This is a genomic window from Xanthomonas sp. NCPPB 2922 (assembly GCF_041520885.1).
In the GTDB taxonomy this organism is placed as follows: Bacteria; Pseudomonadota; Gammaproteobacteria; order Xanthomonadales; family Xanthomonadaceae; genus Xanthomonas; species Xanthomonas campestris.
Genome location: NZ_JBGOFY010000014.1, coordinates 12810 through 26714, shown reverse-complemented (window position 1 = coordinate 26714; position 13905 = coordinate 12810). Strand labels below are relative to the sequence as shown.

The 13905-nt window shown below is 66.2% G+C and carries 8 protein-coding genes and 1 pseudogene; 7 read left to right on the top strand and 2 right to left on the bottom strand.

Translation table 11 applies throughout. The features are described from left to right. Positions 1–43: 43 nt before the first annotated feature. The 7 genes and pseudogenes from ACD584_RS15255 (at position 44) to ACD584_RS15225 (ending at position 10414) form a co-directional block, all read left to right on the top strand. Entirely contained in the window at positions 44–766 is a 723-nt protein-coding gene (locus tag ACD584_RS15255) for a GntR family transcriptional regulator (RefSeq protein ID WP_175611869.1), read from the top strand. Positions 767–811: 45 nt separating this feature from the next. After that, positions 812–2089, top strand: a pseudogene (locus tag ACD584_RS15250) (sugar MFS transporter). 40 nt (positions 2090–2129) lie between these two features. Next, a complete protein-coding gene (locus ACD584_RS15245) occupies positions 2130–3197 on the top strand; it encodes a LacI family DNA-binding transcriptional regulator (protein ID WP_076037185.1) in 1068 nt (355 codons plus the stop codon). Between the two features lie 6 nt (positions 3198–3203). After that, the gene (locus ACD584_RS15240; RefSeq protein ID WP_070689693.1) at positions 3204–4232 is read left to right on the top strand and encodes an SIS domain-containing protein; all 1029 of its coding nucleotides are present in this window, start codon (positions 3204–3206) and stop codon (positions 4230–4232) included. 2 nt (positions 4233–4234) lie between these two features. Beyond that, positions 4235–5389 carry an N-acetylglucosamine-6-phosphate deacetylase gene (gene nagA / locus ACD584_RS15235; protein WP_076037184.1) on the top strand — a complete coding sequence of 385 codons (1155 nt, stop codon included), beginning with the start codon at positions 4235–4237 and terminating at the stop codon, positions 5387–5389. Positions 5390–5738: 349 nt separating this feature from the next. Further along, positions 5739–7070, top strand: coding sequence for a S41 family peptidase (locus ACD584_RS15230; RefSeq protein WP_116923760.1), 1332 nt, complete (start codon positions 5739–5741; stop codon positions 7068–7070). A gap of 647 nt (positions 7071–7717) precedes the next feature. Then, positions 7718–10414 carry a TonB-dependent receptor gene (locus ACD584_RS15225; protein WP_267130798.1) on the top strand — a complete coding sequence of 899 codons (2697 nt, stop codon included), beginning with the start codon at positions 7718–7720 and terminating at the stop codon, positions 10412–10414. Positions 10415–10529: 115 nt separating this feature from the next. On the opposite strand, the gene ACD584_RS15220 is transcribed toward ACD584_RS15225, so the two are convergent. Continuing rightward, positions 10530–11762: a multifunctional CCA addition/repair protein gene (locus tag ACD584_RS15220; protein ID WP_043922211.1), complete on the bottom strand. Its 1233-nt coding sequence runs from the start codon at positions 11760–11762 to the stop codon at positions 10530–10532. A 70-nt stretch (positions 11763–11832) separates the two neighbouring features. Then, the gene (locus tag ACD584_RS15215; RefSeq protein WP_175611682.1) at positions 11833–13803 is read right to left on the bottom strand and encodes a transglycosylase SLT domain-containing protein; all 1971 of its coding nucleotides are present in this window, start codon (positions 13801–13803) and stop codon (positions 11833–11835) included. Positions 13804–13905 lie beyond the last annotated feature (102 nt).

The following is a 13905-nucleotide window of genomic DNA, read 5'->3' as shown; positions in this document are numbered from 1 at the left end:
GAGAACACCCATGGCCAAGGCCAACGCGGAGGGGGACAAGCGACTGGACGACCTGCGTCTGGACGCCTCCGCACCCACACCGCTGTACCTGCAGCTGGCCGCCAAGCTCGGCGAGGCGATCCGCGGTGGCCACTGGAAGGCCGGCGAAGCGCTGCCCGCCGAGCGCCAGCTGTGCGAGCGGCTGCAGATTTCGCGGGTCACCTTGCGCCAGGCGGTGGATGCGCTGGTCGAGCAAGGCCTGGTCTCGCGTCGCCAGGGCGCCGGCACCTTTGTCACCTCGCATATCCAGCACCAGCTCAGCGGCTTGACCAGTTTCAGTGAGACGCTGCGCATCAAAGGCTACGAGCCCGGCACCAGGTGGCTGGAACGGCGCCTGCGGCCCGCGCATGGCGAGGAAATCCTGCGCCTGGGGCTGTCGCCGGATGCGGCGGTCGCCTCGCTCACCCGCCTGCGCAGCGCCGATGACCGCGTCATGGCCTACGAACACGCCGTGTTGCCGCAGCGCGTGGTCGCCGACCCGGAGCAGGTGGGCGATTCGCTCTACAGTTTTCTCGATGCGCAAGGCACCCCGGTGGTGCGTGCGCTGCAGTACTTCCGCGCGATCAATCTGCCGGCACGGCTGGCCGAACACCTGCGCATGAAGACCGGCGAGGCGATCCTGCATGTGGTACGCGTGGGCTACACCCGCGACGGCAGCGCGATCGAACTCACCGACACCTATTGCCACAACGACTTCTACGACTTCGTCGCCGAACTGCGCCGCTGACGCCGACGGCATTCCCCCGCACGACAACCTAGAGCCAGCCGATCCATGACTACCGCCAGGCCCGCAAATCCCGTTGTCTCGATCGCCATCGTCGGCGTGCTGTTTTTCATCATCGGCTTTTTCACCTGGATCAACGGGCCGCTGATCACCTTCGTGCGGCTGGCGTTCGACCTCAACGAGGTCAATGCGTTCCTGGTGCTGATGGTGTTCTACCTGTCGTACTTCTTCCTGGCGCTGCCCTCGTCATGGATCCTCAAGCGCACCGGCATGAAAAAAGGCCTGGCGCTGAGTCTGGTGGTGATGGCGCTGGGCGCCGCAGCATTCGGGCAATTCGCTACGCAACGCTGGTATCCGGGCGCACTGGCCGGCATGTTCGTGATCGGTAGCGGCCTGGCGTTGTTGCAGACCGCGATCAACCCATACATCAGTATTCTCGGGCCAATCGAAAGTGCGGCGCGGCGCATCGCGCTGATGGGCATCTGTAACAAGATTGCCGGCATCCTGGCGCCGATCCTGATCGGCTCGCTGGTGCTGCATGGCATCGGCGATCTCTCCACGCAGGTGGCCGCGGCCGATGCGGCGACCAAGCAGCAACTGCTCAATGCGTTCGCCGCCAAGATCCATGCACCGTATCTGGTGATGTCCGGCGTGTTGCTGGTGCTGGCGGTGGGCGTGTTGTTCTCGCCGCTGCCCGAACTCAAGGCCTCCGAAGCCAATGCCACGCCGGGCAGCGGTGGCGCGGCGCAGAAGTCCAGCATCTTCCAGTTCCCGCATCTGTGGCTGGGCGTGTTGTGTCTGTTTGTGTACGTCGGTGTGGAAGTGATGGCCGGCGATGCCATCGGCACCTACGGCCACGGCTTCAATCTGCCGCTGGACAGCACCAAGCTGTTCACCTCCTACACGCTGGGCGCAATGTTGCTGGGCTATATCGCCGGCCTGGTGCTGATTCCGCGGGTGATTTCGCAGGCGCGCTACCTGAGCGTGTCTGCGCTGCTGGGCGTACTGTTTTCGCTGGGGGCGCTGCTGACCCACGGCTATGTGTCGGTGGGGTTCGTGGCCGCGCTCGGTTTTGCCAACGCCATGATGTGGCCGGCGATCTTTCCGCTGGCCATCCGCGGTCTGGGCCGGTTCACCGAGATCGGTTCGGCGTTGCTGGTGATGGGCATTGCCGGCGGCGCGATCATTCCGCAGCTGTTCGCCATTCTCAAACAGCATTACGACTTCTAGGTGGTGTTCGCCGCACTGATGGTGCCGTGCTACCTGTACATCCTGTTCTATTCGCTGCGCGGCCACCGTGTGGGGCTGCCGGCTCAACCGAAATGAGTGACGCGGCATGATGCGTTCAGACGAACAAGGCACGAGTATGCGCAGGCCCACCATCAAAGATGTCGCCGAGCGCGCCAAGGTCTCCTTGAAGACCGTGTCGCGCGTGATCAACAACGAACCGTCAGTGATGCAGGCCACGCGTGCGCGCGTGCTGCGTGCCATCGCCGATCTCGATTACGAACCCGATCCGTCCGCGCGCAACCTGCGCAGCGGCACGCCGTTCGTGATCGGCCTGGTCTACGACAACCCCAACCCGTACCACATCATCGGCATCCAGAACGGCGTGTTGGCCGCCTGCCGCGAAACCGGGTTCGGGTTGCAGATCCATCCCTGCGATTCCACTTCGCCGCTGCTGGCCGAAGAACTGGCCGAATGGGTGCAGCGCTCGCGCCTGGCCGGCGTGGTGCTGACCGCGCCGATGTCCGAGCGCCCCGAATTGTTGGCCGGCCTGGCCGCGCGCGGCATCAAGAGCGTGCGCATCATCGCCTCCACCACCGACCCGGGCGATGGGCCGTGCGTGTACATCGACGACCGCGATGCCGCCTATGAAATCACCGAGCATCTGATCCAGCTTGGGCACCAGCGCATCGGCTTCCTATGGGGCGGTCCGCAGCACCGCTCCAGCGGCGAGCGCTACGCCGGTTACGAAGCCGCATTGAAGGACTACGGCATCAGCCTGGACAAGCACCTGGTGATTCCGGGCGACTACACCTTCGACGATGGGTTTCGTGGTGCGCGCCGGCTACTGTCGCTGCGCGAGCCGCCCACGGCCATCTTCGGCAGCAATGACGAGATCGCCGCCGGCGTGCTGGCCGCGGCCAAGTCCACCGGCATGAACGTGCCGTACCAGCTGTCGATCGCCGGGTTCGAAGACAGCCCGTTCTCGCGGCAGTCGTGGCCGGCGCTGACCACCGCCAAGCAGGCCACCGAAGACATCGCGCGGCACGCCGCACGCCTGTTGATCAGCCAGTTGCGCAGCGACGCCTACGACGATCAACCGGCGCAACTGCAGAACCGCGGCTTCGTGCCGCAGTTGGTGGTGCGCGGTTCCACTGCACCGGCGCAACCGCCGGCCGTCAAATCCCCCTCCCCCGAATCCGCCTGAGCTCCGATGAATCTCCCCCAGGAAACTGACACCTTGATGTTCCGCGAGGCGGCCGAAACCGCCGACGTGGTCGCTGCACAGTTCGCGCGTAATGCAGACACCATCGCCACGTTGGCGCAGTCGCTGCGCGAGAACCCGCCGCCGTTCGTGGTGACCTGCGCGCGCGGCAGTTCCGATCACGCCGCCACCTACGCCAAGTACCTGTTCGAAACCCAGCTCGGCATCGTCACCGCATCGGCTTCGCCCTCGGTGGGCTCGGTCTATGTGGCGCCGCTGCAGTTGCGCGGCGCGCTGTACATCGTGATTTCGCAATCGGGCAAGAGCCCGGACCTGCTGCGCAATGCCGAAGCCGCCAAGGCCGCTGGTGCGCGCGTGGTGGCGCTGGTCAACGTGGAAGATTCGCCGCTGGCGCAGCTGGCCGAGGTGGTGATTCCGCTCGGTGCCGGCCCGGAAAAGAGCGTGGCCGCGACCAAGAGCTATCTCGCCTCGCTCGCCGCGGTGCTGCACCTGGGCGCGGTGTGGAAGAACGACCCCGGGCTGCTCGCCGCCGTGCAGCAGTTGCCGCAGCAGCTGCGCAGCGCCTGGCAGGCCGATTGGTCCGCACTCACCAGCGGCCTGAAGCCGGCGCACAACCTGTTTGTGCTCGGCCGTGGCCTGGGCCTGGGCGCGGCGCAGGAAGCTGCGCTGAAGTTCAAGGAAACCTGCGGCCTGCACGCCGAGGCCTACAGCTCGGCCGAGGTCAAGCATGGCCCGATGGCCTTGGTGGGCCCGGGCTTCCCGGTGCTGGTGTTCGCGCAGCCGGATGAAACCGGTGCAGGCACGCGCGCCCTGGCGGAAGAATTTCGTGCACGTGGCGCGCAGGTGTGGCTTGCCGCGCCCGATGGCGACCTGCCGCTGGCCGATGCCGCGCACCCGGCGTGCGCACCGTTGCTCACCGTGCAGAGCTTCTACCGCGCCATCAACGCACTGGCCCTGCAGCGCGGGCATAACCCCGATCTGCCGCCGCATTTGAACAAGGTCACGGAAACGGTTTGAACATGGATGCTTCCCCGATTCAAGCGCTCTGCAATGCACGCGTGCTCACCGATGACGGCCTGCAGGACGGCCTGGCCGTGCTGCTGGACGGCGCGCAGATCCAGGCCGTTGTCGCGGCCGACGATGCGCGCGTGGCGCAGGCCGGCACGCGCGTGGATCTGGGCGGGGCTACCCTGCTGCCCGGCTTCATCGACATCCAGGTCAACGGCGGCGGCGGGGTATTGTTCAACAACGCCTGCACGCCGCAGGCGCTGGCGACGATCGCCGCAGCGCATCGCCGCTACGGCACCACCGGCATGTTGCCCACGCTGATCAGCGACACCGCCGAGGTGATGGCCGAGGCCATCGCCGCCACGCGCCAGGCGATCGCACAGGGCGTGCCGGGCGTGCTCGGGATTCATCTGGAAGGCCCGTACCTGAGCCCGGCGCGCAAAGGCACCCACGACGCACAGAAGTTCCGCGTGCCCGACGCGCACGAGATCGCGGTGGACACCTCGCTGGACAACGGCGTCACCCTGATCACGCTCGCGCCCGAGCGCGTGCCGCTGGACGACATCCGCGCCTTTGTCGCCGGTGGTGCAGTTGTGTTTGCCGGCCATACCTCCGCGACCTACGAACAGGCGCGCGACGGCATTGCCGCCGGCGTCAGCGGCTTCACCCATCTGTACAACGCGATGTCGCCACTGGCCGGGCGCGAGCCCAACGCCGTGGGCGCCGCACTGGAAGATCCCGCGGTGTGGTGCGGCGTCATCGTGGACGGCGTGCATGTGCATCCGGCCAGCCTGCGCGTGGCGCTGGCCGCCAAGCCGCGCGGCAAGCTGCTGCTGGTCACCGACGCCATGCCGATGGTCGGTGCCGACAGCCCCAGCTTCGACCTGTACGGCGAAACCATCACCGCCATCGATGGCGTGGTACGCAACGCCGCCGGTGCGCTCGCCGGCTCCGCGCTGGACATGGCCACCGCGGTGCGCAACAGCGTGCAATGGTTGGGCGTGGACCTGGCCGAAGCCGCGCGCATGGCGTCCACCTATCCGGCGCAGTGCATCGGCCTGGGCGAGCGCCTGGGCCGCATCGCACCGGGTTACCAGGCCGACCTGGTGCTGGTGGATGCAGACGTGCACGTGCTGGGCACCTGGGTGGCGGGGCAGCGCGACTGACGTTGTGCAGCATGGTTGCGCTCGCTGACGTGTAGCGCCGTCGATGTGCCGTGCCTGCGGATCGCAGTCACCGGTTGCGTGCCTCGGTACGGTGTTGACGTTCAAGGGGCAGTGCTCGCCGGAAGGTTGAGCAGTGGGCATCTGCCGTCGCGACAACGGCGCGGCATGCCTGCCATGCACGGTCCGGAACGGTTGCTGTGCCATTGCCTGTAGCGCTGAATCGCCGCCGCCACGCATGCAGCGCTGCCATCCACAGTGGCACGTCGTGGCTGCTAGAGTCGCGATCAACTCCAGGACAAGGCAGTGCCGATGAGACACGCACGGATGCGATGGTGGCTGGTGGGGGTGTTTGCTGCTTGGCGCGCATGCAATTGCGGCTGCGGCCAACTGGCAACTGGTTGCCGGCGGCACGGATTACCAGTTGGATGCTGCGCAGGGCGATGTGCAATCGGCCGAGGGCGCACGGCTACGTCTGACCGCACGCACCAAGCGCACGGCCGCGTTCGGTGCGGCCGCCGTGCAACTCGATGCCGTCCCGCTGCGTGGTCAGTCGCTGGCCTTGGATGGTCTTCTGCACACCTTCAGCGCCGTCCCGGGTGCAAACCTGTGGATGCGCGCAGTCGATGCGCAGGGCAAGGTCGTGGCATTCGAAACCTCGCAAGCCGAGCGGGTAAGTGGCAGCGCTCAGGCACGCCGTGGTATCGCGATGCAGATTCCTGAGCAGGCAAATCAACTGGCAATTGGTGTCGTGCTGGCTGGCGATGGCGCCGTCGAAGTTACTGGCCTAAGGCTGATGGCCCAACCTGTCGTGGATGCTGCGTCTGCAGCGGCGATTCTCGACGTTGCGATTCCTGCGATCAGGGAGCACGCGTTACAGCGCAGCCGCATCGATTGGGCCACCCGCGAGCCACAGTTGCGCACCCAGGCCGCCAGCATGCGCAAAGCCGACGCCTATGCGGCCATCGAGGCGCTGATTGCCGAGCTCGATGACGGCCATAGCGCACTGTTACGGCCTAGCACCCTGCGCGATATGGAGGCGCGTGCCGCGCACGCCACAGTGCAGGCACAGCTGCTGCAGCCCGATGTGGGCTATGTCGCGGTGCCCGGCCTGATGACCTCGTCCAGTGATGTCAGGGGCGACTATCAACGCGCGCTGAGCGCCGCGCTGGATGGCATGGCATCGCAGGCACGCTGCGGCTGGATCATCGATCTGCGGCAGAACAGCGGGGGCACCATGTGGCCGATGCTCAACGGCTTGCAGCCGTTGCTGGGTGATCACGTGCTCGGCTACTTCGTCAACGCAGATGGCGAGCAGACGCCGTGGCGAGCGAGAGCCGCGCCGCCGATGTCCGGCGTGCGCGCAGCGCAAACCGATCGCCCGGTGGCCGTGCTGATCGGGCCAAACACGGCAAGCGCGGGCGAAATGGTCGCCATCGCGTTCCGTGGCCGTCCGGCAACGCGCAGCTTCGGCCAGCCGAGTGCGGGGCAGACCACCAGCAATCGCACGGTCGATCTGCCCGGTGGTGGCGTGCTTGCGGTTGCCAGCAGTGCGATGCAGGACCGCAATGCACAGCGTCTGGATGGCGCCTTGCAACCTGACGTGGTACTGGACCCGCAGGCCGATGCCATCGATGCGGCGGCGCAATGGCTGCGAATGCAGCGGTGCGCACTGGCGCAGTGATGCACGCAAGGCGTGCGCGGATTGCGTTGGGTCAACGCGACGCGACTACCGGCAACGGAAGCATCGCTCTGATTACGCTGTGGGCGAACGATGGCATGAGGCAGACCTGAAACAGGCAGGCGCATCGTCCAACGGCACGCGTCGCCTGCATCGCGCGTCACGCCAACGCCACCAGCTGCGATCACGCGCATTGCAGCGTCGCATGGTGCCACTTATGCAATAGGCCCCAGCACGACACTCTGCAATGCAACATCTCGTTGCGCAGCCTTGCTGGGCGAGGTCGCCGGCGCAGTGGTCTGCATGGGCTGTTTGCTGGAATGCGATCCTGGTCACGCTGTCGTTCCATTATCGACGCCTAGGACAGCGTATTCCGCATAAAACAAGGGGGTTCTGGCGAAAAGTTGACAGTACCGCTATCGGAAGGCACCTTCGCTGATAACGTTGTCAGCGAACAGGAGCTTCGTTCCGCACCAGCACATCACCGCCGCTGGCCATGCCTTGGCCCGGCATCTCGATCCGTTGCGCACACACCGCACGGATCACCGTTGCACGCCGGCGCAGGGGACGGAGTGCAGCACGGCGCGCGCAGCGCGCTTCAGCGCAGCCCATCGGTTGCGGCCTGACGTATCAGCCACGAGGTCAACGCAATGCTGTTTCCCCGATCGTTCCAATGGTCAGTCGAATCAACCTGCACCGCCGCGCACCGGCAACCACCACGGCGCGTGCCACTGAGCGCAGCGGTCCGCGCTTTGTTGATCGGTGGCGTAACAGTGAGTGGCGCGCTGGCGCTTCCGACTTTTGCGCAGCAACAGCCCGCAGCAGCGCCGGCACAGCCGCCATCCCTTGCAGTTGCGCAGGACGCCGCGCCCACCAATCCCTCGGTGTCCACGTTGGACGAAGTCAAGGTTGTCGGGTACCAGGCCAGCCTGGGCAAGGCGCTCAACGTCAAGCGCAATGCCGATGCCATCGTCGACGCGATCAGCGCCGAAGACATCGGCAAATTCCCCGACACCAACGTCGCCGAGTCGCTGTCGCGGCTCTCCGGCATCACCGTGGACCGCCAGTTCGGCGAAGGCGAAAAAGTCAGCATCCTCGGTACCGACCCGGCGCTCAACCGCGTGTTGCTCAATGGCCAAACCATTGCCTCCACCAGCTGGGGCGGCGACCCCAACGACCCGGACAGCCGCTCGTTCAACTACAGCACGCTGGCACCGGAGGTGGTGGGCCTGATGGAGGTCTACAAGACGCCGGAAGCGCGCATCGATGAAGGCTCGATCGGTGGCACCGTGATCGTGCACACGCGCAAGCCGCTGGAGCTGGAGCGCAACACGCTCACCGGCACCGTGAGCTACGGGTACAACGATCGTTCCGAAGAAGGCAAGCCCAATGCCTCCGCGTTGTATAGCTGGAAAAACCAGGATGAAACGCTCGGCGTGCTCACCTCGGTGATGCATTCGCAACGCGTGCTGCGCCGTGATGGTGTGGAGATCTTCGGTTACGACGATGTGGCAGGCGCCGGCTTTCCCGCTGCCGTGGTCGGCAACAATACCGGGGTGTTTCCCACCTCGATCAACACCGCCTTGTTTCAGCAGACGCGTAAGCGCGATGGCGTCAGTGCCGCACTGCAGTGGAAGCCGGATGCAGACTTCGAGCTCAACCTGACCGGCCTGTACGTCAAGGAAAGCTTCGACAACTACAACCAGAGCCGCTACGGCTACTGGGGCTCTACGCCTGGCGATGCGCAAGCGCTGGGGTTCGAAAACGGCATTGCCACCTCCGGCACCTTCGGCGACCAATCCACCACGTTCCTGGACGGTTACCTGCGCAACAGCGAGGTCAGTACCGGCAGCATCCATCTGCGCGCCGACTGGCATGGCGATGGCTGGAACGCCTCCAGCCAGGTGGGCTACACCAGCTCGCAAGGCGGCGCCGAGCGCATCTACGGCATCCAGTTTCGCAACCTGGCCGGCTATAGCTACAACATCGACGGGCGCAGCACCGCGATGGACTACAGCACCGACCCCACCAATGCGGCGGCGATGCAGCTCAACAACGCTTCGGCCAGCCATAGCCCGCAGTACGACAAGGAACGCTACCTGCAGCTGGACTTCGACCATGCGGTGGAGTGGGGCCCGTTCACGCAGATTCTTACCGGCATCAAGCTCACCAATCACGCCACCGGGCAGTCCTCGTACAGCCGTACCTGGAACCCGAACGATGGCAGCACGCTGGCCGCGTTCTCGCCGGGCACCACGCCCTCCGGCTATCTGGACGGGCTATCGACCAGTGCCGACATGCAGCGCTGGTCAACGATCAACAGTGGCGCCATCAGCCAGTACATCGGCGGGCTCGAAGGCGATGAAGGCTTGCCGATCAGCTATGCGGGCAACTACAGCATCGAAGAACAGAACCGCGCCTGGTTCCTGCAGGGCAATTTCTCCGGTGAGCGTTATCGCGGCAACATCGGCGTGCGCTATGTGCATACGCGCGACTCCACCGATGGCTATAGCTACGCACCGGGCGGCGGCTATACGCCGGTGAATTTCCTGAGCAGTTATGGCAAGTGGCTGCCGGCGTTCAACATCGCCTACGACCTGCGCGACGATCTGATCATGCGCTTTGCCGCCTCCAAGGTCATCGCGCGGCCGCGCTATACCAACATGACCCCGTACGTGGCGACCGACGACACCACGCTGACCGCCTCCACCGGCAACCCCGGCTTGAGCCCGTACGAGTCGACCAACCTGGGCGCATCGCTGGAGTGGTATTTCACCGACAGCAGCGTGCTCAGCGGCGAATTCTTCTCGCGTGACATCTCCAACTACATCCTCACCACCGTGCAGGACCGGGTGTTCTTCAACAATGCCACCGGCGGCTCCAGCACCTACCAGACCTCGGTACCGACCAATGCCGGCGATGCCAAGGTGCGCGGTGTGGCGGTCAATCTGCAGCACAACTTCGGCAATGGCTTCGGCGTGGTGGCCAACTACACCTATTCCGATTCCAACACCGATGGCGACTACAGCCTGCCGTACAACTCGCGCAATGCGTACAACATCAGCCCGTACTACGAGCAGGGCAAGTGGAGTGCACGCGTCAACCTGGGCTGGCGTTCGGAATACTTCACCCAGATCGGGCGGCTCAACGGGCAGCAGATGACCGATGCGTTTACCCAGGTGGATGCGTCGGTGGGCTATCAGGCCACCGAGCGGCTGCGCGTGGCGTTGGAAGCCACCAACCTGCTAGACGAAACCTACTTCAGCTACATCGGCAACAAGAACCAGCCGTACTACCTGTACAAGAACGGCCGCTCCTTCATGCTGAGCCTCAACTTCAAGCTGTAGCTGTACCACCTGGCGAACGCCGGCTGCATGCGGGCGTTCGCCAGGTGAGTGTTACCGATAGGGCTTGGCCTGCCGTGTGGCCGCGCGGCGCCCACACCGCGCGTCGATCCCGCGCTTACTGACGCAAGCTGCGCGCCTGTGCAATGGCGGCGATGCGCGCACTGGCCAATGCCTCGCCAATCTGCGGGCCCTGCAAACCGTCTGCCGCAAGATCACGCGCATTGATCGCCAGCGCCGCGGCGTGCACACGCTGCAGTTCCGGCCCTTGCGGGTATGCGGCTTCTTCGCTGCCCAACCGGCCGCGCTTGTCCGCCTCACAGACCAGCGCCAGTTGGGCGATGCGCTCCGGCCGACGGAAGCCGTCGCACCGCACCAGCAGCTCATGCACGGTGCGGTCGCGCAGTTCGGGCAAGCGATGCACGTTGAGATGTTCGCGGCAGGCGGTGACCGCAAGCTGGCGATAGTCCTGCGGCACTTTCAGCCGCTCGCACAGCGCCTGCAACGGGGCCACGCCGCGCTGCTCATGCATCACATGGCGCGGCCATTGCTCCGGCGGGGTCAGCGCCTTGCCCAGGTCATGGGTGAGCGCTGCAAATCCCACCAGCGCATCGCCGGGCGCAAGCCTTGCGGCCATGTCGCTGACCATCTCCTGGTGCACGCCGGTATCCACTTCCGGATGGAACTCGGCACGCTGCGGTACGCCGTACAACGCATCGAGCTCGGGCAGGATGGCGCGCAGCGCGCCGGTGTCGTGCAAGGTGCGCAGGAACGCGGAAGGCTGCGCACTGGCCAGCACGCGGCGCAGCTCCTGCCACACGCGTTCGGGCACCAGGCTGTCCAGTTCGCCGCTATCGGCCATCTCGCGCATCAGCGCGGCGGTTTCCGGCGCAATGCCAAACCCCAGCGGCGCCAACCGTGCCATGAAGCGCGCCGCACGCAGCACGCGCACCGGGTCTTCCACAAACGCCGGGCCCACATGCCGCAACACGCGTTGCTGCAGATCGCGTACGCCGCCATACGGGTCGAACACCTCGCCGCTGGCTTCGTCGCGTGCAATCGCATTGATGGTGAAGTCGCGGCGGAGCAGGTCTTCCTCCAGCGTCACCGACGGATCGGCGTCCACCACAAAACCACGGTAGCCACGCCCGGATTTGCGCTCGGTGCGTGCCAGCGCGTATTCCTCGCCACTGCGCGGGTGCAGGAATACGGGGAAATCCTTGCCCACCGGCTTGTAGCCCAGCGCCTGCATCTGCGCCTGGTCGGCGCCGACCACCACCCAGTCGCGGTCGCCGGCTGGCTGGCCGAGCAAGGCATCGCGGACTGCGCCGCCCACAAGATAGATCTTCATGCGCACATGATGCCCGATGCCCTGCGCACTGCCACGCACGGCAAGCGCGCGCGGCACTGCGCGGGCTGCGTCAGTCCTGTGCGGCGTTGGCCGCCGGGCCCGGCGAACACACCGGGCGCGTGCGCTTGTCCACCAGCCGGCCCATCAACCGGTCGCTCAACGGCAATGCATCGCCGTTGAGGCGCCAATCGTAGATCACGCTGAAGGCCAGCACGCGCGCAACGTACTCACGCGTTTCCTTGTAGCTGATGGTCTCGATCCAGAAATCCGGATCAAAGCCGGGCCGTTGCGCCTGCCAGCGCCCGGTCGGCCCAGGGCCGGCGTTGTAGGCGGCGATGGTGACGTAGGGCAGGCCGTAGCTGTTGAGTAGCTGGCGCAGGTAAGCCGTGCCGATCGCGATGTTGGTGTCTGGCTCGTACAGGCTGGCGGCGCCGCCGTAGTTGGGCAGGGCAATACCCTTGGCCACCGCCGCGCCGGTGCCCGGCAACACCTGCATCAGGCCCATTGCATTGGCCGGCGAGCGCGCGCGTGGGTTGAAGATGCTTTCTGCGCGAATCTCCGCGGCCACCCATGCCGGATCGATCGCATTCTTGGCTGCTTCTCGGCGGATGCTGTCGTCGTGGTGCAGCGGAAAGCGCAGCGCGTACAGGCGCTGTTCGTCGGGCTGCTTGCCGAGTGCGAACACCGCGCGGTCGAACCACCCGTTGTCGCTGGCGACCTCCACCGCGAGGCGGCGTTGGGTGTCGTCGAAGCGGCTGGCGGCATCGTTCCATTCGGCCACGGCCCAGCCGGGGCGGTCGATCTGGAACAGCGCGATGGCGCGCACCAATGCCGGGTCGCGTGCCACCGCGGCCTTGGCCTGCGGGCTGTCCTTGGGCTCCCACGGGCACAGCCGGTAGGGCTGCTGCAGGCGATCGGCAGCCAGGAAGCCGTGGAAGGTGGGCGACTGCGCGGCCGCGCGATACAGCGGCTGTGCCGCGGCGGCGGCGCCGGTCTTTTCGGCCAGCCGCGCTTCAAAATATTGCCAGCGCGAATCACTGCGCTGGGTAGCCGGCATCTTGCGGATGGCGGCCAGCGCCGCCGGCCAATCGCCACGCGACATCGCCTCACGCGCGCGCCATTCGTGCAGGCGTTCGTCATAGGACGCATCGGGCACTGCATTGAGCCGGCGCGCCGAATCGGGCAGATACGAGGCCACGGTCCACAACGCAATCTGGTACAGCACCTGCCCACGCTGCGCCTCGCTGAAGCCCAGCGCGGCGGCCAGTGCAGGCAGTTGCTGTTCGGCCGCGTCCGGGTCGCTCTTGGCCAGCTTGGCCAGGCCGTCCACGGCGATGTTGCGGCTGCGCTCGGTCCTGGGCCAGCTCGCCGCACGCGGATGCACCTTGTCCAGGAACGCCGCGTAGTCGGTGGCCAGGGCCAGATCGGCCGCCGGCAGCCCGCGTGCGGCTGTGCGCATCACCGCAGGCTGCTGCGCGTCGGCAGCGGCTTCCACGCGCTCCCAGCGCAAGGCCGGGGTGAGCTCGCCGCGCGACTCCAGCCCGGCAACCACCGCGTCGCAGGCATCGGGCAGGCCCTTGCCGGTGCGCCACAGCGTCAAGGCATCGCGGCTCCACTGCGCATCCGCCTTGCCGGTGGCCTGGCGCGCGCTCAGCTGCGCACAGCGCAGGCCCAGGTTGTCGGTGGGCTTCCAGTTGGCCAGCAGCGTGGTCCAGTCCTGACGCCGCGCCACGGCCGGCAACCAGGCGCCGCGGAAGCTCTCAGCCACCGGCTGGCCCGCATACCGCTGCAGAAAGCCCTGCGCCTGCGAGGTGGAGACGCTGTCAATGTTGCGCTTGAGCGCGGCGTATTCCAGCCAGCCGTACAGCGGATGCCGGCGCAGGGCGGTGAGCTGGCCGGCGTCGGCCTGGCCACGCTCGGCGGCGGCGATGGCATCGCGCATGGCGGTCAATTGCGGATCGAGCGATTGGGCATGCAGCGCAGTGCTGCCAAGGCAAAGCAGGCCGGCGAAAACAGCGGCGAAACGTGGGGAATAAGTCATCGCGCGACTATACCGAAGCGTGGCTGAGCACTTGAGTGAATGTGGCGCGGTGGCGCCGCGCATGTGCGCCTGTCGCGCGCTGTATAGGTGGGGCTGGCACTC

Coding starts and splice junctions, on each gene's coding strand:
- ACD584_RS15220 (WP_043922211.1), bottom strand. CDS start 11,762: ATGAAGATCTATCTTGTGGGCGGCGCAGTCCGCGATGCCTTGCTCGGC.
- nagA (WP_076037184.1), top strand. CDS start 4,235: ATGGATGCTTCCCCGATTCAAGCGCTCTGCAATGCACGCGTGCTCACC.
- ACD584_RS15240 (WP_070689693.1), top strand. CDS start 3,204: ATGAATCTCCCCCAGGAAACTGACACCTTGATGTTCCGCGAGGCGGCC.
- ACD584_RS15215 (WP_175611682.1), bottom strand. CDS start 13,803: ATGACTTATTCCCCACGTTTCGCCGCTGTTTTCGCCGGCCTGCTTTGC.
- ACD584_RS15245 (WP_076037185.1), top strand. CDS start 2,130: ATGCGCAGGCCCACCATCAAAGATGTCGCCGAGCGCGCCAAGGTCTCC.
- ACD584_RS15225 (WP_267130798.1), top strand. CDS start 7,718: ATGCTGTTTCCCCGATCGTTCCAATGGTCAGTCGAATCAACCTGCACC.